General features: G+C 62.8%; 25 protein-coding genes. 16 read left to right on the forward strand and 9 right to left on the reverse strand.

Annotated features, from left to right (window positions below; all coding sequences use genetic code 11):
• Window positions 1-383: 383 nt before the first annotated feature.
• Both GHK62_RS12345 and GHK62_RS12350 read left to right on the forward strand, forming a co-directional pair.
• On the forward strand, window positions 384-1,154 hold the full coding sequence (locus GHK62_RS12345; protein ID WP_153439477.1) for a Stf0 family sulfotransferase: 771 nt from the start codon (window positions 384-386) through the stop codon (window positions 1,152-1,154).
• Window positions 1,155-1,325: 171 nt separating this feature from the next.
• Window positions 1,326-2,303, forward strand: coding sequence for a glycosyltransferase family 2 protein (locus tag GHK62_RS12350; RefSeq protein WP_184108565.1), 978 nt, complete (start codon window positions 1,326-1,328; stop codon window positions 2,301-2,303).
• A 528-nt stretch (window positions 2,304-2,831) separates the two neighbouring features.
• Here the strand turns inward: GHK62_RS12350 and GHK62_RS35205 are convergent.
• Window positions 2,832-3,371, reverse strand: coding sequence for a putative metallopeptidase (locus tag GHK62_RS35205; protein ID WP_380784561.1), 540 nt, complete (start codon window positions 3,369-3,371; stop codon window positions 2,832-2,834).
• A 25-nt stretch (window positions 3,372-3,396) separates the two neighbouring features.
• Between GHK62_RS35205 and GHK62_RS12355 the strand changes: the two genes are divergently transcribed.
• Window positions 3,397-3,702, forward strand: a complete 306-nt coding sequence (locus tag GHK62_RS12355; RefSeq protein WP_153439479.1) for a hypothetical protein — start codon at window positions 3,397-3,399, stop codon at window positions 3,700-3,702.
• A 1,062-nt stretch (window positions 3,703-4,764) separates the two neighbouring features.
• Here GHK62_RS12355 and GHK62_RS12360 read toward each other — a convergent pair.
• The gene (locus GHK62_RS12360) at window positions 4,765-5,577 is read right to left on the reverse strand and encodes a polysaccharide pyruvyl transferase family protein (protein WP_167528223.1); all 813 of its coding nucleotides are present in this window, start codon (window positions 5,575-5,577) and stop codon (window positions 4,765-4,767) included.
• 626 nt (window positions 5,578-6,203) lie between these two features.
• On the opposite strand from GHK62_RS12360, the gene GHK62_RS12365 reads away from it, so the two are divergent.
• The 3 genes from GHK62_RS12365 (at window position 6,204) to GHK62_RS12375 (ending at window position 9,639) form a co-directional block, all read left to right on the forward strand.
• Window positions 6,204-7,235 (forward strand): Tim44 domain-containing protein, encoded by a 1,032-nt coding sequence (locus GHK62_RS12365; RefSeq protein ID WP_153439541.1) that lies wholly within the window; start codon window positions 6,204-6,206, stop codon window positions 7,233-7,235.
• A 501-nt stretch (window positions 7,236-7,736) separates the two neighbouring features.
• Window positions 7,737-8,402, forward strand: coding sequence for a pentapeptide repeat-containing protein (locus tag GHK62_RS12370; protein WP_153439542.1), 666 nt, complete (start codon window positions 7,737-7,739; stop codon window positions 8,400-8,402).
• Between the two features lie 445 nt (window positions 8,403-8,847).
• A complete protein-coding gene (locus tag GHK62_RS12375; RefSeq protein ID WP_234886867.1) occupies window positions 8,848-9,639 on the forward strand; it encodes a DUF1194 domain-containing protein in 792 nt (263 codons plus the stop codon).
• A 98-nt stretch (window positions 9,640-9,737) separates the two neighbouring features.
• Here the strand turns inward: GHK62_RS12375 and GHK62_RS12380 are convergent, their stop codons facing one another.
• The 3 genes from GHK62_RS12380 to GHK62_RS12390 form a co-directional block, all read right to left on the reverse strand.
• Complete coding sequence (locus GHK62_RS12380; protein ID WP_153439482.1) at window positions 9,738-9,971, reverse strand: hypothetical protein; 234 nt, start codon at window positions 9,969-9,971, stop codon at window positions 9,738-9,740.
• Window positions 9,972-10,126: 155 nt separating this feature from the next.
• The gene (locus GHK62_RS12385) at window positions 10,127-10,618 is read right to left on the reverse strand and encodes a hypothetical protein (RefSeq protein ID WP_153439484.1); all 492 of its coding nucleotides are present in this window, start codon (window positions 10,616-10,618) and stop codon (window positions 10,127-10,129) included.
• Between the two features lie 204 nt (window positions 10,619-10,822).
• A complete protein-coding gene (locus GHK62_RS12390; protein ID WP_234886868.1) occupies window positions 10,823-11,557 on the reverse strand; it encodes a glycosyltransferase family 2 protein in 735 nt (244 codons plus the stop codon).
• Window positions 11,558-11,684: 127 nt separating this feature from the next.
• Between GHK62_RS12390 and GHK62_RS12395 the strand changes: the two genes are divergently transcribed.
• The 4 genes from GHK62_RS12395 to GHK62_RS12410 all read left to right on the forward strand — a co-directional run bounded on the left by GHK62_RS12395 (window position 11,685) and on the right by GHK62_RS12410 (window position 14,941).
• Window positions 11,685-12,542 carry a glycosyltransferase family 2 protein gene (locus GHK62_RS12395; RefSeq protein ID WP_153439486.1) on the forward strand — a complete coding sequence of 286 codons (858 nt, stop codon included), beginning with the start codon at window positions 11,685-11,687 and terminating at the stop codon, window positions 12,540-12,542.
• A 170-nt stretch (window positions 12,543-12,712) separates the two neighbouring features.
• A complete protein-coding gene (locus GHK62_RS12400; RefSeq protein WP_153439490.1) occupies window positions 12,713-13,345 on the forward strand; it encodes a TerC family protein in 633 nt (210 codons plus the stop codon).
• Window positions 13,346-13,822: 477 nt separating this feature from the next.
• Window positions 13,823-14,473 carry a glutathione S-transferase family protein gene (locus GHK62_RS12405; protein ID WP_153439492.1) on the forward strand — a complete coding sequence of 217 codons (651 nt, stop codon included), beginning with the start codon at window positions 13,823-13,825 and terminating at the stop codon, window positions 14,471-14,473.
• Window positions 14,474-14,794: 321 nt separating this feature from the next.
• A complete protein-coding gene (locus GHK62_RS12410) occupies window positions 14,795-14,941 on the forward strand; it encodes a hypothetical protein (protein ID WP_153439494.1) in 147 nt (48 codons plus the stop codon).
• A gap of 138 nt (window positions 14,942-15,079) precedes the next feature.
• Here GHK62_RS12410 and GHK62_RS12415 read toward each other — a convergent pair whose 3' ends face one another.
• From GHK62_RS12415 to GHK62_RS12430, 3 genes are read right to left on the reverse strand one after another with little or no spacing between them, the layout of a single operon-like run.
• Window positions 15,080-15,787, reverse strand: coding sequence for an SOS response-associated peptidase (locus GHK62_RS12415; protein ID WP_153439496.1), 708 nt, complete (start codon window positions 15,785-15,787; stop codon window positions 15,080-15,082).
• Window positions 15,788-15,836: 49 nt separating this feature from the next.
• Complete coding sequence (locus GHK62_RS34230; protein ID WP_234886869.1) at window positions 15,837-16,934, reverse strand: FMN-binding negative transcriptional regulator; 1,098 nt, start codon at window positions 16,932-16,934, stop codon at window positions 15,837-15,839.
• A gap of 31 nt (window positions 16,935-16,965) precedes the next feature.
• Window positions 16,966-17,829: a DMT family transporter gene (locus tag GHK62_RS12430; protein ID WP_153439498.1), complete on the reverse strand. Its 864-nt coding sequence runs from the start codon at window positions 17,827-17,829 to the stop codon at window positions 16,966-16,968.
• Window positions 17,830-17,964: 135 nt separating this feature from the next.
• Here GHK62_RS12430 and GHK62_RS12435 point away from each other — a divergent pair, with 135 nt between their 5' ends.
• Window positions 17,965-19,395 (forward strand): aminotransferase-like domain-containing protein, encoded by a 1,431-nt coding sequence (locus GHK62_RS12435; RefSeq protein WP_153439500.1) that lies wholly within the window; start codon window positions 17,965-17,967, stop codon window positions 19,393-19,395.
• 382 nt (window positions 19,396-19,777) lie between these two features.
• On the opposite strand, the gene GHK62_RS12440 is transcribed toward GHK62_RS12435, so the two are convergent.
• Window positions 19,778-21,229 carry an MFS transporter gene (locus GHK62_RS12440; protein WP_153439502.1) on the reverse strand — a complete coding sequence of 484 codons (1,452 nt, stop codon included), beginning with the start codon at window positions 21,227-21,229 and terminating at the stop codon, window positions 19,778-19,780.
• A gap of 132 nt (window positions 21,230-21,361) precedes the next feature.
• Here GHK62_RS12440 and GHK62_RS12445 point away from each other — a divergent pair, with 132 nt between their 5' ends.
• From GHK62_RS12445 to GHK62_RS12465, 5 genes are all read left to right on the forward strand, one after another.
• Complete coding sequence (locus GHK62_RS12445; protein ID WP_153439504.1) at window positions 21,362-22,264, forward strand: LysR family transcriptional regulator; 903 nt, start codon at window positions 21,362-21,364, stop codon at window positions 22,262-22,264.
• A 272-nt stretch (window positions 22,265-22,536) separates the two neighbouring features.
• On the forward strand, window positions 22,537-22,977 hold the full coding sequence (locus tag GHK62_RS12450) for an RrF2 family transcriptional regulator (protein WP_153439506.1): 441 nt from the start codon (window positions 22,537-22,539) through the stop codon (window positions 22,975-22,977).
• Between the two features lie 105 nt (window positions 22,978-23,082).
• The gene (locus GHK62_RS12455) at window positions 23,083-23,964 is read left to right on the forward strand and encodes an NAD(P)/FAD-dependent oxidoreductase (RefSeq protein WP_153439508.1); all 882 of its coding nucleotides are present in this window, start codon (window positions 23,083-23,085) and stop codon (window positions 23,962-23,964) included.
• Window positions 23,965-24,274: 310 nt separating this feature from the next.
• On the forward strand, window positions 24,275-24,823 hold the full coding sequence (locus GHK62_RS12460) for a Spy/CpxP family protein refolding chaperone (RefSeq protein WP_153439510.1): 549 nt from the start codon (window positions 24,275-24,277) through the stop codon (window positions 24,821-24,823).
• 143 nt (window positions 24,824-24,966) lie between these two features.
• On the forward strand, window positions 24,967-25,665 hold the full coding sequence (locus GHK62_RS12465) for a response regulator (protein ID WP_153439512.1): 699 nt from the start codon (window positions 24,967-24,969) through the stop codon (window positions 25,663-25,665).
• Window positions 25,666-25,708: the final 43 nt, after the last annotated feature.

The following is a 25,708-nucleotide window of genomic DNA, read 5'->3' on the forward strand; positions in this document are numbered from 1 at the left end:
AAGAGTTACAGCGTCCTTTGTGCGTCCTAAAGGACGCACGGCGCTGTAGCTATCGCCACAAACGCGAAAGCGCGCTTGTTTGGGCCAAGCGCGCTCGAGGCGAACGATCTACCGAAGGGGTGCCGGCACCCTCGATCGAACGGCCAAATATAGCACCGAAACGTGAGACGAACAACGCGTCGGGCCGCCTGAAGGGATGCGCGGGCCTCTGAAGCGCGGTGCTTATTTTGAGTTACATAGCCCGCGCGCTGTTGCATATTTGCGTCGATGACGAATTACGCACCCGTTTTCTCAGGAAGATCGGGCCTGGGCGGCAGAAAATTGTCCATATTGGCGACTAGCCGCGCGTTTCAGATTTAGTGAAACGTAATATAGGCAACCTGATGCGCGGATACCTGATCCTCTCCGAAGCAAGAAGCGGCTCCAGTTGGCTGAGTACTCTCCTCGGCAATTCCGGCGAAATGGGATTGCCGGCCGAGTGGCTCGCTCCAAAGGCCCATCAGTTGGACGCGAAGACCCTGCCTTTCGAGGCGTTCTTCGCGGAAATCATCAGGAAATGCTCCACCGCAAACGGGGCGTTCGGCATGAAGATCTTTCCGAACCAGCTGTTCGTGACCCAGGAGCGCTACGGCCGGGACTTCATCCGCCATTGCCTCGCCGAGCATGAGACAGCGCTGGTCTTCCTGAGGCGCAGGGATACGCTGAGACAGGCGATTTCCTTTGCGCGGGCGCGTCAGACGCGCGCCTTTGCCGCCCACCACGGAGCAAAGGCGGAGCCGCGCTATGACTTCGAACAGATCGCCCGCTGCTTCTTCTATATCCGGGAAAGCTACAACTTCTGGCAGACCTACCTGGACCTCTTGGCTGTGCCCTTTACCGAATTTGCCTACGAGGATCTTGCCGGCGACCCGCACCCTTTCATCGCGCATGTCGCGGAACATCTTGGGGTTGGCATCCCGGCAAGGATCGAAACCAGGATGGCCGTTCAGCGTGATGGCATGACGGAGGAATGGATCGCGCGCTTCAACGACGATTGCCGGTCGGGAGACCTGCTCAGGGCCTACGACCGTCGCGAACACATTCCGGGCAAGATGCGCAACTTCGCGAAACTGGCGACCGGCAAGCTCGAACCGCGCTATCCTTTCGCGTTTTAGCTGCTGGTGCGCGGTGAGGAAGTCACCGGCTGCCGAGTTGAATTCCGGTGATGATCCCGATAAACGCAGCTATCGTAGCGGCACCTGGAGCGGATCTTGAAGGACCTTCACTACCCCTTTCGTCTTTTCGACCATGAAAACGGGCGGGGTCAACGAAGCCTTCTCGACCGGATCGTGACGAGGTACGAAACCTTCAAGCTGGCGGCGCGCGAGCGCAAGCGGGAGCGCACCATCGACATGACATGTCTGAACGAGGGCGGTGCGCGGCCGCTCGGTCGAGACGACATTCCGGTCGTCTTCAACACCCACAACGATCAGAAGCTCATGCCGTCTTTTCTCGCGCACTACAGAAGGCTCGGCGTCTCGCGCTTCATCTGCGTCGACGACGTTTCCTCGGACGGCACGCGCGAATATCTCAGCTCGCAGCCGGATGTGGATGTCTGGACGTCTCCGCTGCGCTACCGGGACGCCCGGCGCGGGCGCGAATGGCGCCAGACGCTGTTCGAGCGCTACGGCAAGGACCGTTGGTATCTCAACGTCGACTCGGACGAATTCCTGATCTACGACGATTGCGAACGCCAGCCGCTTCGCAATCTCATCCGGGCGCTCGAAGCGCGCGGCGAAAAGCGCCTCGCGGCCCCCATGCTCGACATGTACCCGATCGGCCCGCTTGGTTCGGCAACGCTCGACGGAACGGATGCGCGGATGCCCTGGGAGATCGCCGATCACTTCGACGGCGCAGGGTACGAGATCACCTACACCAAGCGTGCGATCAGCATTACCGGCGGACCTCGCAAGCGGAAGTTCGCGCATGTGCTGGAACTCATGAAATATCCGCTGATCTTCTGGGACAGGGACTGCAACCTGGGTGTCAGCATTCACCAGCCGCTTCCGTGCGAGCGGAATTTTCCGGCGATCTCCGGCGTGCTGCTGCACTTCAAGTTCTTCTCCGACTACAAGGAGAAGATCGAGCACGCGGTGACGGACGGACAATATTTCGCCGGCGCCGCCGCCTATCGTAAGATGCTGGACGATTTGCAGCGCTCCGGCGAATTCGACTTCCAGAGCCCGGACTCCGTGCGGTTTTCCGGCTCGAAGCAGTTACGTGAACTGGGCTTCATTGCGCCTGTCGCGTTCACGCCGGACTGAAACAGGTGTGCAACGCTGCGCGAAGAGCAGCCGAACCCGGGCGCATCTCCATCTGCGCCGACGATAAAGTTTGAGCCTTCTCGCGCCGCAGACGCGGCGCGGCAGGATTCCTGTGACAGGCACAGGAATGAGGTGCGCATACGTCAGCGCCGGCGGCCCGAACCGCCGCGAGCGCTTTTGCCCTGCCGTGTGGTTGCGATCGTATCGCCATACCGACATCGAACTCGGCCTTGACTGCCTTCGATGACCGCCGGACTGTCGAAACAAGCGAGCGCCTGCGCGACGTAGGTTTTGACCTCATCTGAATATTTCGGATTGGCCATCTCTCTATAAAGGCTCCATCAAGGTATGCTCTTTGCGGTCGCGTGCAACGATGATGGAGGCACAAGTGGACGACCGTGAAATAGAGCGCCGTGCAAAGAAGCTCTGGGAGCTAGAGAACCCAGGGCGGCCGTGGCAGCCTATCGCGCACCGGATTGAGACGGGGCAAGACCTCTCCACGGGAGCAAACGAAGAGGACCGAGAGCGTTACCGGCAGCGCGTTCGCGATGGTGAATGATCGGGACTAGGCGACCCCAAGTTGGCAGGTGCCGCACGCATGTGCGATCTGCGCTTTGGCGATCTCTGGTGGCCGGTTTGCAGCGTCGACGATTGCACGGACGCCTGCGGCATCTGCCCCGTAGCAACAACGACGCCCACGAACTCTTCGACATCCTGACCGCGGATGACGAACACCGGGCGGCCTGTCGATCGGCTGAACTTGGGAGCGCCGGATGCATCCGTCTCTTGTGCAGCGTGGTAGAGCTCGTGCTCGACCAGCGCCATGAACTCGGCGTTTACGCAGAGAACGCTTTTTACGATTCGAACCTGCTTAGGGGGCGCAGCCCACTTGCACGCTTTTAACGCTGCCGGCCACACCCGTAAGGGCCGATCCAGGCGCTGGTTGCAGGCCGGGAATGAGCCACGCGGCTTACTGTCTCCAATGAAGATCGTCTCTGATATGATCTGATAACCTTTAGCGCGCCTTGCCTTTGCCCAGCGGCTGGGCGAACTTCCCATCTCGGGCATTCTTCAGGACTGGCATTCGATACCTATGAGCAAAACCGTTTTAGACAATTTGACCGGCATGTACTTCACCCTCGACGCTCCCGATGGAACCTATGGGACAGGCCAGGTAATTCGCCTTGCTGCCGAGGGCGTCTATTTCGTCCGCTTCGACGGCAACGAGGTGACCTTACCGCTGGAGCTCGTGACCGTTGGCGAGATGCTGGAAACGACTGAGGAGGAGTACAAGCTCTGGCGGTTCTTCGACACGATCGAAGAAAGGGATAAGTGGATCGAGTGGCTAGATGCGCCGTCTAAGCCACGGGTCGTGTCGCTTGTGAAACCAACTAAGTAACACCTTCGAACCTGTGACCTCCAGCTTATGAGTCTGGACAGCTACCGGGCTGCTCTACGCCGACGAAAGGTGCCTTGCCCAAGGGCTGCTCAAATCCACCCATGGCGACGCCGACCGTCGGCACAAAACGTCGGTCATTCAGTGGCATCTGCCCAGAGCGAGGCGGGCTCGTGAAACTGAAGGCGACCACCCTACCGCATAGACGGCGGTCATCGGGTGGTCACCTGCGCTCTCGCGTCTTACTTAGCTCGGTCAACGCGAAATACGCGAGAGATGCGACAAAGCCAATTGCTCCCGCAAAAAGCGCAACGACACCACCGAACCACGCTGCGATCACTATTGCGAATCCGTAGACCGCGGTGGTGGTGGTGATAATTTTGAATGCGAGTTTCGAGTCACCAGTTGGCAGCATGCCAACAACTTAGCAACCATTGCGCTCGTTGCTAGCTCCCGGCTGAGCCACGCAGCGTACGAACCTGAGGATGCGTCGGCTTTCCGGCAGGCGATCGTCGGCGGCCGCCATGCGGTGATAGCCGCGGGCGGCGCGGATTCCGTACAAACGTGATCTCTTTATGCTTTTCCCCACTTCGTAATGCGATGGCCTGCAAGTGCCCTGGATTGGTGGTGTTGGCAGTATTTCCCGGCAGCCTTGGCAGCACAGAAAAGGTAAGGGCCGCCGTTGTTGAGGGGCCACTTGCATTCGCCAGGGAGCAAATCCTCTAGATGCTTGGCATATGGCAAACGCTTCACATCGTAATCGGAGACCGGGATTGGTTCTCCCTCGTGCGGCGTGTACAGCTTGCGCGTTTCGACCTTCCTCGGAGCCGGTAGGGGCCTTTTGGGCCTGGTACTCCTAGATCGTTGTTTCTCCGGGAAAAACGCGCGATTTCGAAATGCGATCCCAACGATCACGTTTCGGCTGACACCCAAACGCGAACCGTGAGCGTGAACACTCCCGGCGATTTCTTGTCTCCGCTATGACAACACGCTCCGTCATCCCTGCGGCAGCCGCAACCGCAAGCGCGGGGTCATCCTTCGCGGCTCTGACTCAACCGCATGGCATCAACGGAACGGAAAGGACCGCAACAGGCGATCAATCGTCTCCGCGGATGGAACGGCGGGCGCGTTGCCGGCCACCGTGCCAGCCGCCAGCAGGCTATCGAAATCGACCGGACCGGGGAGGGGCGCGCCGCGGAAGCTGAAGTAATCGGCAAACTTGAATCCGTCGCCCTTTATCTTGCCGTGGGGCTCCATCCAGATCGAGGGCACGCCATAGGCGTCGGCGACGATGAGGCCGTGGAGACTGCTGGATATCACCAGTTCACTGGCGGAAATCGCCTCGCAAATTTTCCGCGGGTCTCCGAGAAGATTGAGAACCCTCCAGTGCCTGGGCAGGGAGGTTCCGTAGCGCTCCAGAAAGGTCTGGTAGGTGACGAAGTGCGGGATGACCACAACTTCCGACGTGGCGACAACCTTCTTGGGCCAGATCAGCGGCAGCAGGATCGCCGGATCCCCGAGCGCAATGTCGCGGTCGGGCGCGACTCTTGCCTTCGACAATTCGCCGCGAACCGCGTCAAAGACGAGGCGCTGTGGCCAGAGCGCCGGCGTTCCGCTGTTCATGAAGCCGGAACCCCAAACGTGCAGTGTCCGCCAGGGGCGCTTGCGCCAGAACACGTATTTCTTGCGGCTGTAGCGATAGTAGGCGTCGATGATGCTGCCGACACCGATGAGTTCCGCCCGGGCGGGTTCGACATAGGTCGGCTCGACGGAAAACACGTCCTGGAGGATATCAGCCATCAGATTGTCGCCGAAGTTTTCGGTGGTCTTGCCGAAGCTCTCGCCGACGGTGGCGGAGAAGACTTTCACTTTGCGCACGCGCGGACTCCTGTGAAGCCTGCTCATCAGGCCTGCTGGGAAGCATCATTGACGATCGCTTGCGAACGCCGCATCCATCGCGTCATTCGCAGCATCGTGGTCATCTACCGGACCTGAGGCGTCGCGCGTGTTTTCAGGTACGCAAGGTCGCCGCAGCACTGCGCACTGCTGTATGATTTTGTCCTTAAATTGGCCTACTGCATGTTTGCTTAGATCGTACTCGATTTAAGGGTAAAAACATGCAGCACTTCACAGTGCCACAGCGTCCTTTGCGCGTCTTACAGGACGCGCGGCGCTGTAGAGATCACGCAGTGATTCATTTGAAAGTCCTAATCAAGTCGTGAAATACCCGAATCCTGATCCGAGAGGAAGGCGGCGGTCGACGGCTTGTGTCAGGGCGCACGATACTGCCGAAAGCTCACAACGGCGGCAAGGCAGGGAAATCGGCCCGCAGCCCTTAAACTTGGTCCGGGCAATCGCTATATGGCTTACTGCGGCCCGTGCGTCTGAAGACGCACAAAGGTCGCTGCAGCACTTTAAACTGGTGCATGGCTCTCTTTCAAACCGGATTGAAGAACCATGCACGGGCCGGGATCCGGCCGGAGGAAACAACGGGAATGGATGGCATGCAGCGTTTTGGACGAGTTCTGGCGATGGTCGCGGTTGGCCTAACAGTCATGCTGACGGTGGTCGACGTGGCCGAGGCACGGCGCGCCGGCGGCGGTTTCGGCTCGCGCGGCAGCCGCACCTTTTCCACCGCGCCGATCACGCGCACGGCGCCGACCAATGCCGCGCCGATCGAGCGGTCGATGACGCCGCGGCCGAATTCGGCGACCAATCCCGCGACCAACCCCGCGGCGCAGAACGGAATGGCCGGCCGGCGGCCTGGCTTCTTCAACGGCTTCGGCGGCTCGATGCTCGGCGGTCTGATGATGGGCGGCCTGATCGGCATGCTGCTCGGCCACGGCCTTGGCGGTGGCGTCGGCTTCCTCGGCCTCCTGCTGCAGGTGGGCCTGATCATCGGCGCGATCATGCTGGCGATGCGGTTCTTCCGCGGTAGCCAGCAGCCAGCCTATTCGGGTGCGGGCGCTTCGGCCCGTTCGTCGGCTGCCGCCTCGTCAGGAGGGCCGTCCTTCCGCATTCCAAACATCGGCGAGGGAATGGGCAGGGGGGCGACCTACGGGCAGGCTGCGACTGCGCCTTCCGTTTCCGCGACTTCTTCCGCCGCAGCCGCAGGCGAAACCGACGAAATCGGCGTCACCCAGCGCGACCTCGACCGCTTCGAGGCAATGCTGAAGGAGGTGCAGGCGGCTTACGGTGCCGAGGACTATGCGGCCCTGCGGCGGCTGACCACGCCGGAAGCTATGTCCTATCTCGCGGAGGAACTCAGCGAGAACGCGACGAGCGGGCTCAAGAACGAGGTTCGCGACGTCAATCTCGTGCAGGGCGATGTCGCCGAGGCCTGGCGCGAGAACGGCATGGACTATGCGACCGTCGCGATGCGCTACGAGAGCATCGATGTGATGCGCGACCGCTCGACCGGCCGCGTCGTCAGCGGCGACGCCGACAAGCTCACCGAGGCGGTCGAGCTCTGGACCTTCCTGCGCAAACCCGGCGCGGAATGGCAGGTCTCCGCCATCCAGGGCGTTCAGGCGTGAGGCCCGGCTTCTATTTGGAGTGATGCCCGATCTACGTCGCAGCCTCTCCGAGCGCCCCAGGATCTGCCCCCCTCTGCCCTGCCGGGCTGCCCGGCAGGGCAGAGGGGGTATTTCGCCATTGCTACCTGATCGGTAGCCGCGTGGCGCCATCATTCCCGATTTCGTGACCGCATATTCGCTTAAGCACGGCGCGGTTTGAGCGTAGAATTACGTGGGCGCTCGACGTGGCCTAACCGCTCAAGGTGTGCGCGCGGGCGCGCACGGTCTTGACGAAGACGATCATTGCGTGTCTGTTCTGACGGGCAATGATCGGTGTAACGCCTTGAATTGCTGGAAAATTCTTTTCGTTGCGGGCGTTGGAGCAAGGGGATGGACATCGCTGGTAAGAGGCTGAAAGGTTCGGCCGATCTGGTTTCGCGGACAGAAGGGGGACCGGACCATCCGACAGCCGCGGGGCGCACATCGTCGCTCTTGCTCGGTGTGGCGGCGCTCGTTCTCGCAATGGCGGCCTCACCGTTTACCGGCTATGCCCAAGGGGCAGCGGACTGCAAGAGTTCCGCCGGTCCGGAAACAAATTGGCAGGACTGCAACAAGCGGCTGCTCATGCTCGGCGGCAGCGACCTGGAGGGGAGCAATCTCACCAATACCGATTTCACGCTGACCGATCTCAGGGGGGTCACGCTTCGCTCCGCCAATCTCGAAAAGGCGACGCTGATGCGCGCCTCGCTCGCCGGCGCCATCGCGGACAAGGCGAATTTCAGCCGGGTAGAGGCCTATCGCGGCAATTTTTCCGACATTTCCGCCGAGGGCGCTTCCTTCGTGGGCTCCGAACTGCAGCGCACGGATTTCAGCCGCGCGCGCCTGACAGGCGCCGATTTCGAGAAGGCCGAACTGGGGCGCGCAAACTTCAATAAAGCGGTGCTGACGGGCGTCCGCTTTTCGATGGCCAATCTCTCGCGCGCCAATCTAAGCGGCGCGGTCTTCGAGGGTCCGATCGAGTTCGACCGCGCGTTCCTGTTCCTGACGAGGATAGAAGGCCTCGACCTTTCGGCCGCGACCGGGCTCGAACAGGAGCAGGTCGACCTTGCCTGCGGCGACGCGGCGACGAAGCTGCCCGCCGGCCTTGTCGTCCCGTCCAAATGGCCGTGTCCGACCGACGACGACTGACGCACGGTTCGCCTGCGTTGGACGCGGTAGATGGGAATTATCCGCTGCGCGGAACGCTGCGCCGGTGGAGGCTGTCGGTTTGGACGGTTGTCCGGCCGCTGTTTGGCGCCGGGCTTTCCTCTTGTTCCGTCATCCCCGGGCTTGGCCCCGGGGTCAAGCCCGGGGATGACGGCGCGGTAGGCGGATTACGGAGAGTGACGGCGCGATGCCGTGAATCGCGATAGTGGAGCGGATCTGCCGGGATCCCTACGTGCTTCCTGAGATTTAAGCGTAAGATTCCGCCGTAAACCAACGTGGATTTCCATCGCGCGCCTATCGCGCCGCGCGCCTGCAGCGCGGCGCGTCGTCTCAAGACGCGCAAGGGATGCTGTCGCACTTTGAATTGCTGCATGTTTTTGTCGTTGAATAGGCTACGATCTAAGGAAACAGGCAGTAGGTAACCGCCATGATGAAACGCCGATGGCCGCTTGCTGTTGCTCTCTGCCTTCTCGGCAGGCCCGGGCTTGCGGAACCCGTTGCCGTCGATCTCGAACTCGTCATTGCGGTTGACGTCTCCTATTCGATGGAACCGGAGGAGTTGGGCGTGCAGCGGGCCGGCTATGTGGAGGCCTTCCGCAGTCCGGAGGTCATCACGGCGTTGCGTGGTGGACCACTTGGAAAGATTGCCGTGACCTATGTCGAATGGGGCGGCAAGGCGGTTCAGGTGATGCCGTGGACGCTGCTCTACGACGCCCGGACTGCGCGGGAATTCGCCGAGGCCTTGGAGCGCCAACCGATGCGACGCATCGGCTTCACCTCGATCTCGAACACGCTTGCGGTCGGTCGCACGCTTTTCCAGACAAGCCCGTTTCGCTCGAGCCGTCGCGTCATCGATATATCGGGCGACGGCCCCAACAATGCTGGGGCGCCGGCGCCGCTCGCGCGCAACAACACCGTTGCCCAGGGGATCACCATCGATGGCCTTCCCATCATGCTGCGGAGCGCGCCGGACACGGCGTCGATCCCGGATCTCGACGTCTATTACCGTGAGTGCGTCATCGGCGGCCCAGGTTCCTTTCTCCTGAAGGTGAAACACATCGACGAGTTTGCGGCAGCGATCCTCGCGAAGCTCGTCATCGAGATTTCCGGGTTGGAAGTGAGCCAGCAGGCAGAAACGAGGGTGAGCCCCATCCAGTATGGGCAACCCTACAATTGTTTCATCGGTGAAGAACTGCAGGAGCGCGCGATCGGCCGGTAGATTGCTCCAATGTTCACCTGAAGAAATGGAGCCAACCCTTTGAAGTTTCCTGTTCGGGCTGAAAGCCGCTTCACACTTTCCTCAAGCCGTGGCCCGCTTTATCCTCGCCTTGCCAGTTCGCCCCTGCGCTCCACGCAAGGCGACCAGCCGCGCGTGAAACCCATACCCATCGCGATCTGGGCCAGTGCCAACTGCTCGCGAAGATGCTTGCAGTCGGCGAGCAGGGTGCGGATCGTCGCCTCGGCGTCGCCGTCGTGCCAGGCGAGCGCGGCTGCGACCTCGTCCAGCCACTCGTCGAATTCCTCGATATCGGAATGCTCCGCGGCGGACATGAATTCTCCTTCTCCGTGGATGGTCGGAGTTCTCGCTTCGTTGGATTTCAGATTGGCGGTCGCATCGCCGATGGATGTTCTTATTATGTTCTAATTTGGGCAGGAGTCAATCGCGTTTTGCAACGGAAAACCTCCCACATTTTTCCTGGAGTTGCTCAGTTTAGCCGCTCGCCGAAGAACGCTTGCGGAAACAATGAGAACATCGGCTTCTTGCTGAGTTCGATCGCGGACCGGTTTTTCGAGCTGAGCCATCGCCGTACGGACTGTTGCGGCGGCTCGCCGGAGGCAACGGTGATCGACCGGCCCATGAGGTCGAGGCGGCGGCCGCGATAGCCGAGATCGGCCGGGTGCCGGCCGAAACGGGATGGGCCGAAGTCCACGCACCAGCGCTTCCGATGCGGAAAAGGCTTGGCAAGACCCGCCGCGAAAAAGGCCCAGACGTCGATGTCCTTGAGGCCGTTCACGCCGTCGAGATAATGCAGCGCACTGCCTTGGGCCAGCGCAATGAGGAGCAGGCGATCACGGTAAAGACAGGCGACCGGTGCGCGATCGAAGATGGCAGCGAGCGTGCGAAGCGCGACGGCGGCGATTTCTTCGAGGTCCGCGGGCGTGAGTCGTTCATAGGATCTTTCGCTGACCTTCTCCATCGTGAGTGCCCGCTCTCGTCGTACCACATTCAGGTGTCGCTGGACGACGATAGCCGCAAGGCCGGTGTTCTGCAAAATTGGTGGGGAGCGAGGCAGAGGCCGGATGCGAATCGCAGCCCCCCGGAAGCAGTTCGACCGGTCTCGCGAATTCTTTCCGGTGCGGACGCGCGGCACCAGGCGCCGCGGTTCCGCAAACGGAGTGCGCTACTCCGCTTCCCAGACCGAATTGGCGTCGCGGATGACTTTCTTGATCTTCTTTTCCTTTTGCCAGTCGCGGCCGATGTCTTTAATGACCGGGCGTTTCTCGGGCGAGAAGATATAGCTCTTCCTGTTGCGGACGTATTCTTCCAGCGCCGGGTTCACGCCGTAATAGAATTGTTTTTCGGGATCTCTCGCAGGATCCATGAGGCTCGCGCAGTCCCGCACGAATTGACCTCTGAGAAGCGACGGCGAGGTGGTGAAGATCGGGAAGGCGGTGAACTTCGGGATCTTGATGCCGAACAGCCGCACATATTCATTGCGCTTATGAAAATGGCCCTTCTTCGCGATGTCCCATTTCTGCTCGGCGGTGTGGAGCGACACTTGCGCGATGGCGGGATCCTCAAAGGCGGCGAAGACGTCCGGACCGATATCGGTGAGGGCGATCCAATCGTCCTCCAGGTGCAGCACGAAGTCTGCCCCGGTCGCCGACCAGAGCCGCCGGACGGCGCCGACGAAGCTCGGAATTTCCGGCTCGAAGACGATCGCCGCCGGAAACCGGCTGCGGATCAGCGCGAGGCAGGCGGCGTGGGCCGCCTCATCTCCGAAGATCGGATCGAGGTTCATGTAGACATTTTCGATCTCGAAGTGATCGAGCATCCGCGTCGACAGGCTTTCGAGCGTCGCGGCGAGCAGATCGGGGCGCCGGGCGGCGACGATGCAAACGTCAATTTTCGGCATAAATGCAGCCTTGCGTTGAGGCGGGCGGAGGCGTACACGGCTTCGCCGGCGGCGTGCGGTTGAGCAGGGGGCTGATCAAGCGCCGCTTATATAATCAGGTCAGCAAGGGCCTGCAACGGGGGAAAACATGGCTCGCGTAAGTATCGCAGTTCCTATCTACAACGGTGCCGAGACGATTTCCGAAAGCCTGAATTGCATTCGAAGCCAGAGCTTCGAAGATTTCGAAGTTGTCATCTGCGACAACGCCTCCACCGACGGCACCAGCGAGATCTGCGCCGAATTTGCGCGACAGGACAAGCGCTTTCGCCACGTTCGCAGCAATATCAACGTGCCGGTAATGGAAAATTTCAGGAAGGCGCTTAATCTCGGCGAAGCCGAATATTTCATGTGGCGAGCCGATGACGACCTGACGGACGAGAACCATCTCGAGGCGACGGTAAACGCGCTCGACCGGGAGAGCGACGCCCGGCTGGCAGTGACCCCGGTCCACCGGGTCAACACGTCGACGGGGCGGGAGGCCGATTATCCACTGCCGGTGAGTGAGGGCGCCGATCGCCTGTCACGGGCGAAGGCGACCTTGCTCGGTTGTCACCCGAGCTGGTTCTACGGCCTCTGGCGGCGCCAGGCCGTCGTCGAGGATATGGCGGTGCTCGGAGACTACCCCTATGCCTGGGCGGCGGATCACCTCACCACGATGCGGGCCATGATCAACGCAAAGGTGGCGTTCGCGCCTGAGGCGACTTTCACGCAAAGGATCATGCGTGAGGGAAACTATCATCTGCTGCCGGCGGAGCGTCTGGCGGCGCGGCGGAAATACGTCGAGATCGCGCGCCGCCTCATCGCCGAAACGGACTATACGGCCACGGAGAAGACCATCTTGAGAAAGGCGCTCGAGCAGCACGCGAACAAGCGCGTGGCGCCGTGGTTCCGGATGTACAAGCGGGCGCTCCGGCAGCGGATCAAGGCAATCTTCAGCGCGGCGTGATGTTTCGGCGGGGCGACGGCGTCGCACATGTCGGATAGCGGCGACGGTTGTCGCGGCGTGTCGATGGCGCACGCCAGTTTTTTTGATTGAGACCGGCATCGCCACTTGATCGATCGATGATTTATCCGTAGCGATGCCCTGCCGCTTTGCTCAGTGGGGATCAACACATCATGGAAATTTTTACGTCTGCCGGCTTGCTGGCGCTTCTGCAGGTTATTGTCATCGACCTGGTGCTTGCTGGGGATAACGCCGTCGTCATCGGCCTTGCCGCCGCCGGGCTTCCGATCGAGCAGCGCAAGAAGGCGATCCTTGTCGGCATTCTCGCCGCGACCGTTCTTCGCATCGCGCTTGCCAGCGTGACCGTCCAGCTGCTCGAGATCATCGGCCTTGTGCTCGCGGGTGGCATCCTGCTGCTCTGGGTCTGCTGGAAGATGTGGCGCGAACTGCGTGAAGCCCAAGGCAATGACGGAGCGGGCGAGGGAAACGGAGAGACGCAGAAGAAGACTTTCATGCAGGCGGCGATCCAGATCGTCGTCGCCGACGTATCCATGTCGCTCGACAACGTGCTTGCGGTTGCGGGCGCCGCCCGCGAGCACCCGACGGTGCTGGTGTTCGGCCTCATACTGTCGATCGCAATGATGGGCGTTGCCGCGGGCCTCATAGCCAAGCTGCTCAACCGCTACCACTGGATCGCCTATATCGGTCTGGCGATCATCCTCTATGTCGCGCTCGACATGATCTATCGCGGATCCCTCGAGGTCTGGCCGCACGTCGTGCCGGTCGTCGCGGCGATCGCGGGCTGATCTCGTTTCCGCTGACCTTCGCTTCCGGTGCTGGGCCGTTTCGCAGCCCAGCACTTCCGAAGAATAGTGCCGTAGGCCACGGCCTCCGGCGGGTGACGTCCGACGATGCGTCCAGCTATTCCTGCGCCCGCCTATCTCTAAACGGCGCCGTTGTGCGATCGACTGACCGCAGGGGCTTGTAGTCGCCCGCTCGTCCGATGACCGGTTCGGACCATGAAATTCCTCAGCCAAGAAAACGGGATCGGTGTCGGGAGACGCGCCGGTCGTTCGTCCTCTGCTTGCATGATTCCTCAATCGGGATTCGATTTGAGGATAAGATCATACGGTGTTCAAACTGCCACAGCGACCTTTGCGCGTCTCAAATCACGCGCGACGCTGTCGAGGAGAAACGCACAACGGGAGAGAGACCATGAGGACGATTATCGCCATTTCTCAAGTCATGCTGGACGGCGTCAAGCAATCACCCGGAGACTTCCAATGATCCCGACCATTACCGCCTTTGAACGGTCGCCCGATCGTGGCAAGGGGCTGGCGCGTGATATGCGTGTTCGCTGGGCGCTCGAAGAGGTGGGCCAGCCTTACGACGTTCGTCTTCTTTCGTTCAAGGCAATGAAGGAACCCGCGCATCTTGCGCTTCAACCTTTCGGGCAGATTCCGACCTACGAAGAAGGCGATCTCGCCCTGTTCGAGTCGGGGTCGATCGTGCTCCATATCGCGGAGCGCCATGCGGGCCTGCTGCCAGAGAATGCGAACGCCCGGGCGCGCGCGATCACATGGATGTTTGCCGCGCTCAACACGGTGGAGCCGCCGATCTTCGACCGCGCTCTCTGCACGATCCTCGAGCGCGACAAGCCTTGGTACGAGCAGCGCCTGCGGTACTTCGAGGACAGCATCCGCAACCGGCTGGGCAAGCTTTCCGATCGCCTTGGCGATGCCGAGTGGCTCGACGGCGGGTTCAGCGCCGGTGACCTGCTGATGGTGACGGTGCTGCTTAGGTTGAAGGGGTCGAGCATACTCGACGAGTATCCGAATCTCTCCGCCTATGTCGCCCGCGGCGAAGCGCGACCCGCATACAAGCGTGCTTTCGATGCTCAGTTGGCGGTTTTCACCGCCGCATCGACCGGCTGATAAAGGTGGAATCTTCCTGAGACGTGCGGCGCTGATATGAAAGGTCCCAGGGCGGTGCAAAGGGGGCGGGGCGCATCGCTCTGGGACCTCTCACGCCTACGGCGGCGGGGGGCTAGCCGTTGATTCCGCAGGCGTTTCTGTCCCGCACTATGCATCCGGAGAAATGCTCGGCAATGGGCATCAGACCTTTGTCACGCCGCATCGGACTTAGGTCTGATACATCGCGGTGGATGAATGCCCTAACCTTCTTGCAATGGAGTGAGGACTTCCGACCCAACCACTGCGCATCTTATTGCACCAAACCGTTCCGGGATGTCGGCAATGAAGAGATTCGCGTTTCTGGCAGCGCTCGCCGCGCCGGCCGTTGCTCTTGCCCTCGCCATAGCTGTTGTCAGTTGGCTGGAGCCGACGGCGGGCGTATCAAATGAGATCACGGCATCAACCGATCGGCAGATGCGCGTGCCGTGATCTCGACGACAAATCTTCTCGCGAGGCAGCCGCCGGGAGATACCGGAGACAGCCGGGGCCGTCGCGTCCCGATGGATTGGCGTCAGCCCGTTCATACCCGCGTGGAAAAGCTGCCGCTCGACATGCTCACAGACCTCTTCAAAGCTCGACCGGATCCAGGATATCCGCGGTGTCGTTTTTCGGCGACCCGACTTTCCTGTCGATCGCCCACATCACCATCAGCTCGGCCGGGAATGGTCTCATCAGGTCGTAAGGGTCCGGTTCGGGCGACAGCCAGCGTTCGTAATCCTCTGGGTGCAGGATCACCGGCATCCGGTCGTGGATCGCTGCCATCATGTCGTTTGGCGGGCAGGTGATCACGCAGAAGGTGCGGATATCCTCGTCCGTCTCGGGATTGCGCCAGGTCTCCCAGATACCGGCAAGCGCGAAGGGCTCGCCGGAACTCATGGCAATTGCGTAGGGCTGCTTGTCCTTGCCGGTGCTGTAGATGTCCTTCCATTCGAAAAAACCGTCGATCGGAATGAGGCAGCGGCGGTCCGCATAGGCACGCTTGAACATGCCGTTGGTTGCGATGCCTTCGCACCGCGCGTTGATCGGCGGACGGCCGGGTCTCTGTTGCTTCATCCAGCCGGCAACGAGGCCCCAGCGCGCGCTCACGAAGGTTGGCCCGAACACGTCCGGCTCGCGGATCACGTCGCGTATGATGATCGGGTAGTAGAGCGTTGGCGCGCCGTTATAACGGGGAAACTGGTTCGCCAGCGCTTCGGCGCCGCGCTCGCGCTGCGCAAAGGAAAAGGCGCGAAACAGCCCCTCCAGCGTGCTCTTGATATAGACGCGTCCACACATCCTCGATCCTCCGCTCGCCCGCCAAAGGGTAGTGCGGTAGTCCGGGCCGTCAACCGTCGCTTCTTCCGCGCGAGGTGCGCGACGGCGGACGCCGTCGTGCAGTTTGCTTTGTCGCCGTGGAAGCTGGGACGAGGGGGCGCTGGTTAATGATCCGCTCCCGTACGCCCGGTTCGCCGAGGTCCCAGTAGATTCCCGCCATCAGCGCCAGCCCCCCGCGGGCGATCAAGAGCGGAAGATGTTCGTTCGGTGCGTGCTGGGAGCATCCCGGATAGGAATGCGGGACCCATACGGTCGGGAGTTCAAGGATATCGGAGAAAATGTCGTTCGGCAGGATGGCGGGCTTCTTTCCGGTGGTGCGAACAATCGAGTCCCCCGTCCACCTGACCCATGGATGCCGGGGATCCAGCCGTGTCGCGCGAAAAACCGCGTCGCTCGACTGGGTGATCCGCACATGGGAAAAGCCATGGCGGTCGAAGTGCCGTCGGAATGCGTGCCCCAGCGCAGGCTTGCTCCCTATTCGCTGCCTCTCGGGATCAACCCCGCCACGATCCGGTCGGAAGTCCGCCCGCTGTCTGCCAGCCCTTTGGCGACGCCGGCCCTGTCCGCCGCGGGGCGGTTCTGGCTCATCTTTCTTTTGCCCTCGATCCGGGTGATCGGCATTCTGAGCCCGATGATGCCCTTGAGTTGTGTGTGGACGAATGCTTCGGGCGCATCCGTCACCGCCCCATCGCTCCGGTCGCTCCTGTTCGTGGAGATTGGTGAGCCGCGTGACCACCCCGAGCAGGCGCTCGCTGTCGTCGTAGAACTCTACCGGTCCATAGGCGTGCACCGCCGCATAGTTCCATGTCGGGACGACCCTGCCGTGCTCGCGTTTCGATGCGTACCAGGAGGGGGTGATGTAGGCATCCGGCCCCATGAAGATCGCCATGGCGTCGCCGATCGGCGGGGTCCTCCATTGCGGATTGGCTTTGGCGAGATGGCCGTGGAGCGTCCCATGCTCGCCTTCGTCCGGATCGAGGAACAACGGCAAAGGCGTCGCCATCAGGCCATCGGCGGTGGCCGTCACGAAGTGGCAAAGCCGTGCCTCGCGCATCATCGCGTGGAGTGTGGCGCGATCGCCCTCTCTGAAGGCTGGTGGTGTGTACATCGAGCGTTGCTCCCTGTGTCCTCAGGCATGGTCATTTCGCGAACTTCCGTGCACCGGCGACGCAGAGGATGACCCCGACCGTCACTGCGAGCATCAGCAGGCTTACCTCTTCATGGAGCAATGTGGCGGCCAAGGCCAGTCCGAAAAACGGCTGCAGCAGCTGCAATTGCCCCACGGCCGCGATGCCGCCCTGGGCCAGTCCCCGGTACCAGAAGATAAAGCCGATCAGCATGCTGAACAGGGAAACATAGGCGAGACCGAGCCAGCCTGGCATGCCCACCTCCGCGAATGACGACGGCATCAGGGCGAGCGCGATCGCGAGCATGACGGGCAGCGACAGGACGAGCGCCCAGGAGATCACCTGCCAGCCGCCAAGGATGCGCGACAGTTTCGCGCCCTCGGCATAGCCGAGTCCGCAAGCGACGATGGCCGCCAGCATCAGGGCGTCGCCGACGGGCGAGGCCGTGAGGTCCTGCATAAGGGCAAAGCCGACGACGAGCAGGCTTCCCGCGACGGAAAACATCCAGAAAGCGGGACGAGGGCGCTCGCCGCCCCGAAGCACGCCGAAAGCCGCGGTTGCAAGCGGCAGCATGCCGACGAAGACGATCGAGTGCGCCGAGGTAACGTGCTGGAGCGCAAGCGCTGTCAGCAGCGGGAAGCCTACCACGACGCCGAGTGAGACGATTGCAAGGGAGAAGAGCTGGTCGGTGGTCGGCCGCTTCTCCCTGAAGGCAAGGAGCAGGCACAGGGCAAGCAGGCCAGCAATGCCGGCCCGGGCAACGGTCAGGAACACCGGATCGAAATCGAGCACGGCGGCACGTGTCGCGGGCAGCGAGCCGCTGAAGATCAGCACGCCGAGAAAGCCGTTGATCCATCCGCTGGTCGTCTTGTCCATAGCTTGGTCCTTTTTCTCGCCGGTACTCGGCCGAAGACTTTTTCGCGCGCTTATTTGAACGCGCAACGCTCTGGTGCCGCCAGAGACAATACAGTACAGTTGCACAAAACTGTTATGCATCATGGAGCAGTACAGATGGGCGTTGCAGCGACGACTGAGGGTGGTGGCACACGTGTGGCGGCAGTGATGAGCGCCATCCGGCAGCGCATCGCCAACCGCAGCCTGACGCCGGGGAGCAAGCTGCCATCGGTCCGCGCCTTTGCGGCGACCATGCAGGTCTCGACTTCGACCGTCGTGGACGCCTACGAACGGTTGGTCGCCGAAGGGGTGATTGCGTCGAGACCGGGCTCCGGCTTCTACGTTTCCGGGCAGGTCGTGCCTCTGGCATTGGCCGAGGTCGGACCCCGGCTTGACCGCGCCGTCGATCCGCTATGGGTTTCCCGGCAGTCTCTCGAAAGCAGCGATACGACGCTCAAGCCCGGCTGCGGCTGGCTCCCGCCGTCCTGGATGCCAGGGGCGGCATTGCGCAAAGGGCTGCGCGGCCTCTCGCGGGCGGAGGACGCGGCTCTTACCGATTATGGTACACCGCTTGGTTTTCCGCCGCTCCGTCAGTTGCTTGCGCGGCGCATGATGGAGCGCGGCATCGAAGCCTCGCCCGACTGCATCATGCTGGCGGAGTCGGGAACTCAGGCGATCGACCTTCTCTGCCGCTTCTTCCTCGAAACGGGCGACACGGTTCTTGTCGACGATCCGTGCTATTTCAATTTTCATGCGCTGCTGCGCGCTCACCGCGCCAAGATCGTCAGCGTGCCCTACACTCCGATGGGCCCGGACATCGAGGCTTTCGCCAGGGTGGTCACGGAGCACCGGCCGCGCCTCTACATCACCAATTCCGCCATCCACAATCCGACCGGTGCGGTGCTCTCTCCCGTTGTCGCCCATCGGGTGCTGAAGCTGGCGGACCAATTCGACCTCACCATCGTCGAGGACGACATCTTTGCCGATTTCGAGCTTACCCCCGCGCCAAGACTGGCAGCTTTCGATGGTCTCAGCCGCGTCATCCACATCGGCAGCTTTTCGAAAACCCTGTCGGCCTCGGCGCGCTGCGGCTTCATCGCCGCACGCCGGGAATGGATCGAGGGGTTGGTGGACCTCCGGATCGCCACCTCCTTCGGCGGCGGACGCCTTTCGGCCGAGCTCATCTATAACGTCTTGAGGGACGGCGGCTATCGCAAGCACATGGAGACGCTCCGCGCGCGACTGGCCCGCGCAATGGCCGAAACCGGTTCCAGGCTGAAACAGCTCGGCATCGAGCCTTGGCTGGAGCCGCAGTCGGGCATGTTTCTCTGGTGCCGCTTGCCCGCGGGCCTCGACGCCGCCGACATTGCCCGGGAGGCGCTGGCAGACGACGTGGTGCTGGCGCCAGGCAATGCCTTCAGCCTTTCACAGTCGGCTCAAGAGTTCATGCGGTTTAACGTTTCGCAGTGTCTGGACGATCGGGTGTTTGAGACGCTCGGGAAAGCGATCGACAGGCGGAGATCGCCGGGCGTTTCGGTGCGGGGATGAGCACACGCTCGTGAAGTCAGTTGTGTGGGTGGGGTGCGGCCACCTACCCACCGCATTAGGTCAGTTGGACCACCGGCCGTCCCACCCACCTCATTCCTGCGCTTGTCACAGGAATGAGCAGCGCCGCGTCTGCGGCGCGGGAGACCCCTCGATATCGGCGGCGCGAATGATCGCGGGTTACCGCGCAGAACGCCGGACCCACATCTCGTCCGTCTCGACTACTGGAGGCCTCGTCAGCCACGGCGCGGACGCGCCGTGGCTGGATTCCTGTGACGAGCACAGGAATGAGGTGGAGGGTGGGGATGCGCTACTGCCCAACTGACTTGATGAGAGCCCGTTGCGCTTCGCGCCACCAAGGAGCGGAAGAGCGCCCGACCCGACCTCATGTTACGTCACCAGCGACCGAAGCGCGACCTATGAAAGCGCGGCTGGTGACCGCGATGACGAGTGCGGCGACGATCAGGACTGCGGCGACGGCGAAGGTGATGCGCATGCCGGCGGCGACGGCCTCGGGGGCTGCCGTGGTGATCTCGCTGGTGCCGGACGCGAGCGCGAAGACCGCCCCCATGAAGGATGCGCCGGTGACGAGGCCGAGATTGCGCGAGAGATTGAGCATGCCGGAAACGATGCCCCGCTCGCCGGCCCCCACATCCTTTATCACGGCGGTGTTGTTGGCCGCCTGGAACAGGGCGTAACCGGCCGTGACCATGACGATCGGGGCGACATAGCCGGCGACACCGAACCCTGCCGGGAGCAGCGAGAGGAGGAAGGCGCCGGTAGCGATCGCTGTGAGCCCCGCGACGGTCATCGGCTGCGCACCGAGCCGGTCAACGAGGCGGCCGGCGGGGACGCCTGCGAGCGCCGCGACGAGGGGGCCGGCGGACATGACGAGGCCGACGATGGCGGCGTCCAGCCCGAGCCCGTGGGAGAGATAGAACGGCCCCACCACCAGTGTCGCCATCATCACCGTCGAGACGAGTGCGCTCATCGTGAGGCCGGCGGAAAGCACCGGATCGCGGAACATCGCGAGGCGGAGCAGGGGCGAGGCGGTTCTCGCCTCGGCAAACAGGAAGAGGCCACCGGCGAAGATCGCTGCCAGCAACAGGCTCATGTTGAGCGGACCGAAACTGCCCCGGCCGATCGTCATGGCGAGCGCGTAAGCGGCGAGCGTCAGCGCCAGCAGCAATGTGCCGATCGTGTCGAAGCCCGCCCGATCCTTGGGGCGCTCGCGGTCAGCGGGCAGGGTGCGGAACGCGAGGGAGAATGCCGCGACGCCGAGCGGCACGCCGGCTAGGAAAATCGCCCGCCAGCCGAGGCCGGCGATCAGCAGGCCGCCGAGCGAGGGACCGAGAGCAGTACCGATCGCCGATGTCGCCCCAAGGAGCCCCATGGCGCTGCCGGTCCGTGCCTTCGGCACCGTCTCGCCGACGAGCGCCATCGCAAGCGCCATCATGATCGCCGCGCCGAGACCCTGCGCCGCCCGCGCCGCGATCAGCATCGAGAGCGTCGGCGCGACGCCGCAGAGAACCGAAGCAACGGTGAAGAGGGCGATGCCGGAGACGAGTAGACGGCGCCGGCCGACCATGTCGCCGAGCCGCCCGACGCTGACGATGAGGGTGGTGATGGCGAGAAGATAGGCAAGCACCACCCATTGCACCTGCTGGAAGGAGGCGTCGAAGGCCTCAGTCAGCGCCGGCAGGCCGACATTGGCGATGCTGGTGCCGAGCGAAGAGAGCAGCATGGAGAGGGAAAGGGCGGCGAGCGCCCAGCGAAAGGAGGGCGCGCGTTCGCCCTCTTCGGCGATCCCCTCTATTGGTCGCGTCGTGGTCGTCATCGGGGTGAGCTCCTTTTCCGGCTTTGTACGGGCTTGCGGAAAGGTAGCTCTTTGCCGGACATGGCGGAACACGCATCATTTGCACTTCGTTCGTGCGTTTGACGCCGTGTCACGTTCGGCTATAGTCGCGCCATGTCGAAGCCCGACCTCAACCTGCTTGCCACCCTCGACGTGCTGCTTTCGGAAGGCAGCGTTGCCCGCGCGGCCAAGCGGCTGCGGCTCAGCCCGTCGGCGATGAGCCGGGCGCTGGCGCGGCTGCGCGAGGCGACGGGCGATCCGCTGCTCGTGCGGGCCGGGCGCGGCCTGGTGCCGACACCGCGCGCACTCGAACTCAGCGCGCGCGTCGGCCGGCTGGTCGAGGAGGCCGAAGCGGTCCTGAGGCCTCAGGAAAGGCTCGATCTCAAACGGCTCGTGCGGACCTTCGTTCTCAGGACGAGCGATGGCTTCGTGGAGAATTTCGGACCGGACCTCATTTCCCGCGTCGGCGAGGAAGCACCCGGCGTGCGGCTCTGCTTCGTGCCGAAGCCGGACCGCGGCAGCGGGCCGCTGCGCGAGGCCGCCATCGACCTCGAAACCGGCGTCGTCGGCGAGGCGACCAGTCCGGAGGTGCGCACGCAGGCGCTCTTCCGGGACAGGTTCGTCGGTGTCGTGCGCATGGGGCACCCGCTTTGTGAGGGCGAGGTAACGGCCGACCGTTACGCCGCCGGCTGGCACGTCCTCGTTTCACGGCGCGGGCTCGACAAGGGGCCGCTCGATGAGGCGCTGGAGGCGCTCGGGCTCGAACGCGAGATCGTTACGATCGTCGGCGGCTTTGCCGCGGCCCTGGCGCTCGCCCGCGCCTCCGACCTGATCGCCAGCGTTCCCGAGCGACACACCGGGGCGCTGAGGGCCGGAATGCACAGCTTTCCGCTCCCGGTCGTCCCGCGGGAAATTACGGTGTCGATGCTTTGGCACCCGCGCTTCGACGCCGACCCGGGCCACCGCTGGCTGCGCGGATGCGTGCGCGAGGTTTGTGGCAGGCCGCGCGCGGATTGATCGGCGGGTGGTGGTGACGCCTGTCCCCCATCAGGTTAGTTAAGCCAGTTGTTGCCGCGGCCAGCAACCACCGTCATTCCTGTGCTCGTCACCGGAATCCAGCCACGGCGCGTCGGCGGTGCGAGAGACTCCACCTGATCGAAAAAACGAGTGGCTTCGGGTATTTCCTCCGCGACGTCTCAAATGCTGAAGGCACTTCAACCACGGCGCGGTCGTCTGCGACCGCGAGGAACCACTTGCCATCCGCAATGTTTCGTAATAATTGAAGTTGCATGAAACGTGATAGTCGACTCTCCTCAGTTCTCCATGCGCTCCTCCACATGGCCGAGCACAACGGCTCCATGACTTCGGAAGCGCTTGCGCAGTGCATGAACACCAATCCGGTCGTCGTGCGCCGGACGATGGGGCTCCTGCGAGAGGCAGGACTCGTGGCCTCCGCGCGCGGGCATGCCGGGGGGTGGACCATCACCGCCGATCTCAGCACCGTCACGCTGCGTCAGTTGCACGAAGTGCTGGGGGAACCTGCGATCTTCGCCATCGGCAACCGGAACGAAACGCCGGATTGTCTCGTCGAGCAATCGGTGAATGCCGCGCTCGACGCCGCCTTCGCAGACGCCGAGGCGCTTCTGCTGGAACGGTTTGCCCATGTCACCCTGGCCGACCTTGCCGCCGACTTTGCCCGTCGGCATGCGGAGCGGCGCACCAACGCATGATCCCTTAAATCGAAATCCGATCCAAGGAATCATGCGGCAATTCAAAGCGTTACAGCGAAATTTTCGCGTCCGATCGGACGCGCGGCACTGCGAGAGGAACAAGTGATGCAGAATGATGTGATCGTCGTCGGGGGCAGCTACGCCGGAATGGCCGCCGCCCTCCAGCTTATCCGTGCCCGTCGCACCGTCCTGGTGATCGACGCAGGGCTCAGGCGTAACCGCTTTGCCAGCCATTCCCACGGATTTCTCGGCCAGGATGGCATGGACCCCGCCGAAATTGCCGCAAGCGCGCGGGCGCAGCTGATGGCCTATCCAACGCTGACATGGGTCGACGGCCGCGCGGAAGCCGCCGGAGGGGTCAAGGACGCCTTTGCCGTCACGACTGCGGATGGTGCCCAGCATGAGGGGCGGCGGCTGCTTTTTGCCGTCGGCGTGACCGATCAGCTGCCTGAGATCGAGGGCATGGCGGAACGCTGGGGGAGGAGCATTTTCCATTGCCCCTATTGCCACGGTTACGAACTGGAACGGGGGCGGATCGGGGTAATCGCCACGGGGCCGATGTCGGTGCACCAAGCCCAGCTCATTCCCGAATGGGGCGAGGTGACCTTTTTCACCAATGGCGCGCTGGCGCTCGACGATGCTGCCCGCGCCGACCTGAAGTCGCGCGCCGTGACGATAGAGGAAACGCCGGTGAGAAGGATCGAGGGCCATGCCGATGTCCTTCTTGCTGACGGGCGGACCCTCTCATTTGCCGGGCTTTTTACCGCTTCGCGCAACGCCCCTGCGACGCCGATCGCCGGGACGCTCGGCTGCGAGATCGACGAGACGCCATTCGGCACACAGATCCGCACCGACGCCACGAAGGAAACGACGGTTCCCGGCGCTTTCGCCTGCGGCGACGTAGCGCGCACACCCCATTCGGTCTCGCTCGCCGTGGCCGACGGGGCATGGGCGGGCGCGCAGTTGCATCGGTCTCTGGTCTTCTGACGCATATGGCCGTGCGCCCCCATTCCTTCGCACGGAGGACGAAGGATCACGGCTCAGATCGGCGGATCGGGGCAGCGCTCCGCGGCATTGGTAGGGGCGCTAATGCATGTCGCCCAAAAGTGTGCATCGGTTTTGGGACAACGACATGCATAAAGGCAATGACCTAAAGCGCGCGACGCGCTTCAGGTCCCGCCGCGACGGCGCCGCTGCGGCTTTACATTTCTTCACATTCTCCGAGAACGCTCGAAACGTTGCACTGTTAGCTTTCCCTCCATTGCAGCCGTTGCTGCGGAGTGACAGGAGACCAACTATGGAAAACGAGGACAAGAACCTGGCGAGCCCGGCCGCCAGCCAACCCACTTCGACGGGATGGAGCCGGCGCGCCGCGATCGGCGGTCTCGCGGCCGTCGCGGTTGTCGGCGGGATCGGTTTTGCAGCCGCGCGCAGCGACGATTTCGACTTCGGCATGGGCCGTTTCGGCATGGGCGGCCACATGATGCACGCGCATATGGGAGGTGGCTTCATGGAACACCGGATCGGCTCCGTGCTCGACGAGCTCGACGCGACACCCGAGCAGGAAGACAAGCTTTGGGACATCATCGACAAAGCGCGCTCCGAGATCAGGCCGACATTCCGGGACTTCCGCGAGACGCGTGAGGAGGTTATCGAACTCCTCGGCGCTTCGACCATCGACCGCGCGGCCGCCGAGAAGCTGCGCAGTGAGCGCATCGCGGCCATCGACGAGGCCTCGCGCAAGATGACGACCGCGCTCCTCGACGCCGCGGAAGTGCTGACGCCGCAGCAGCGCGCCAAGCTCGTCGAGCATTTGAAGGAGCGCAGGGCCCACGGCCGGTGGTAAGGCTTACTTGGCTGGGCTACCGCATGTTTCCTTAAATTTTATGCGGTTTAGGGATAAGAACATGCAGCAACTCAAAGTATTACAGCGAGCTTTGCGGGTCTGATGATGCGCGGCGCTGCAGGCGAGTGAACGGAGCGCAAGAAATGGCGGAACGGGTCTTGATCGTTGACGACGACACGCGCCTCTCCGCCATGCTTGCCGACTACCTCTCCGGGAACGGCTACACCGTCCACACCGCGGCGACGGCCACGGCGGGCCTTGCCGACCTCGGCCGTCATGGGCCGGACGCCGTGATTCTCGACATCATGCTTCCCGACTTCGACGGCTTCGAGACCTGCCGGCGCATGCGCGCCGTCTCAGACGTGCCGATCCTGATGCTCACGGCCAAGGGCGAAGAGACAGACCGCATCGTCGGGCTGGAACTCGGGGCCGACGACTATCTGCCGAAGCCCTTCAATCCGCGCGAACTGCTGGCGCGGCTGAAGGCGATCCTGCGCCGCCGCAACGGCAGCGCGGCGGTTGCGCGGACCTTTCGCTTCGGGCGGCTGGAGATCGATCCGGGATCCCGCGCGGTCAGGGTCGACGGCCGCGAATGTGTGCTGACCAGCCACCAGTTCGACCTGCTTGTGGCGCTTGCCGAAAATGCCGGCCGCACGCTTTCGCGCGAGCAGTTGATGGACACGGTCAAGGGGGAGGAGTTGGAAGCCTTCGACCGCTCCATAGACGTGCATATCTCGCGCATCCGGGCGGCCATCGAGAGCGACCCGAAGCATCCGAAGCGCATTATCACCGTGCGCGGCACCGGCTATGTTTTCGCCCGCCTCCAGGACGACGAGAGATAAGCATGTCGCCCAAAAGTGCGCAGCGGTTTTGGGATAACGACAT

The sequence above is a fragment of the Sinorhizobium terangae genome, from assembly GCF_009601505.1.
In the GTDB taxonomy this organism is placed as follows: domain Bacteria; phylum Pseudomonadota; class Alphaproteobacteria; order Rhizobiales; family Rhizobiaceae; genus Sinorhizobium; species Sinorhizobium terangae.

Excerpts from the sequence above, each read along its gene's own strand:
- GHK62_RS12430 (WP_153439498.1), bottom strand. The coding sequence starts at position 17,829 with ATGGACAAGACGACCAGCGGATGGATCAACGGCTTTCTCGGCGTGCTG.
- GHK62_RS12345 (WP_153439477.1), top strand. The coding sequence starts at position 384 with ATGCGCGGATACCTGATCCTCTCCGAAGCAAGAAGCGGCTCCAGTTGG.
- GHK62_RS12375 (WP_234886867.1), top strand. The coding sequence starts at position 8,848 with ATGATGAAACGCCGATGGCCGCTTGCTGTTGCTCTCTGCCTTCTCGGC.
- GHK62_RS12445 (WP_153439504.1), top strand. The coding sequence starts at position 21,362 with ATGTCGAAGCCCGACCTCAACCTGCTTGCCACCCTCGACGTGCTGCTT.
- GHK62_RS12440 (WP_153439502.1), bottom strand. The coding sequence starts at position 21,229 with ATGACGACCACGACGCGACCAATAGAGGGGATCGCCGAAGAGGGCGAA.
- GHK62_RS12390 (WP_234886868.1), bottom strand. The coding sequence starts at position 11,557 with ATGCCGAAAATTGACGTTTGCATCGTCGCCGCCCGGCGCCCCGATCTG.
- GHK62_RS34230 (WP_234886869.1), bottom strand. The coding sequence starts at position 16,934 with ATGTACACACCACCAGCCTTCAGAGAGGGCGATCGCGCCACACTCCAC.
- GHK62_RS12405 (WP_153439492.1), top strand. The coding sequence starts at position 13,823 with ATGATCCCGACCATTACCGCCTTTGAACGGTCGCCCGATCGTGGCAAG.
- GHK62_RS12365 (WP_153439541.1), top strand. The coding sequence starts at position 6,204 with ATGCAGCGTTTTGGACGAGTTCTGGCGATGGTCGCGGTTGGCCTAACA.
- GHK62_RS12465 (WP_153439512.1), top strand. The coding sequence starts at position 24,967 with ATGGCGGAACGGGTCTTGATCGTTGACGACGACACGCGCCTCTCCGCC.
- GHK62_RS12450 (WP_153439506.1), top strand. The coding sequence starts at position 22,537 with ATGAAACGTGATAGTCGACTCTCCTCAGTTCTCCATGCGCTCCTCCAC.
- GHK62_RS12385 (WP_153439484.1), bottom strand. The coding sequence starts at position 10,618 with ATGGAGAAGGTCAGCGAAAGATCCTATGAACGACTCACGCCCGCGGAC.
- GHK62_RS12410 (WP_153439494.1), top strand. The coding sequence starts at position 14,795 with ATGAAGAGATTCGCGTTTCTGGCAGCGCTCGCCGCGCCGGCCGTTGCT.
- GHK62_RS12380 (WP_153439482.1), bottom strand. The coding sequence starts at position 9,971 with ATGTCCGCCGCGGAGCATTCCGATATCGAGGAATTCGACGAGTGGCTG.
- GHK62_RS12455 (WP_153439508.1), top strand. The coding sequence starts at position 23,083 with ATGCAGAATGATGTGATCGTCGTCGGGGGCAGCTACGCCGGAATGGCC.
- GHK62_RS12395 (WP_153439486.1), top strand. The coding sequence starts at position 11,685 with ATGGCTCGCGTAAGTATCGCAGTTCCTATCTACAACGGTGCCGAGACG.
- GHK62_RS12355 (WP_153439479.1), top strand. The coding sequence starts at position 3,397 with ATGAGCAAAACCGTTTTAGACAATTTGACCGGCATGTACTTCACCCTC.
- GHK62_RS35205 (WP_380784561.1), bottom strand. The coding sequence starts at position 3,371 with ATGCCCGAGATGGGAAGTTCGCCCAGCCGCTGGGCAAAGGCAAGGCGC.
- GHK62_RS12460 (WP_153439510.1), top strand. The coding sequence starts at position 24,275 with ATGGAAAACGAGGACAAGAACCTGGCGAGCCCGGCCGCCAGCCAACCC.
- GHK62_RS12415 (WP_153439496.1), bottom strand. The coding sequence starts at position 15,787 with ATGTGTGGACGCGTCTATATCAAGAGCACGCTGGAGGGGCTGTTTCGC.
- GHK62_RS12400 (WP_153439490.1), top strand. The coding sequence starts at position 12,713 with ATGGAAATTTTTACGTCTGCCGGCTTGCTGGCGCTTCTGCAGGTTATT.
- GHK62_RS12435 (WP_153439500.1), top strand. The coding sequence starts at position 17,965 with ATGGGCGTTGCAGCGACGACTGAGGGTGGTGGCACACGTGTGGCGGCA.
- GHK62_RS12370 (WP_153439542.1), top strand. The coding sequence starts at position 7,737 with ATGGCGGCCTCACCGTTTACCGGCTATGCCCAAGGGGCAGCGGACTGC.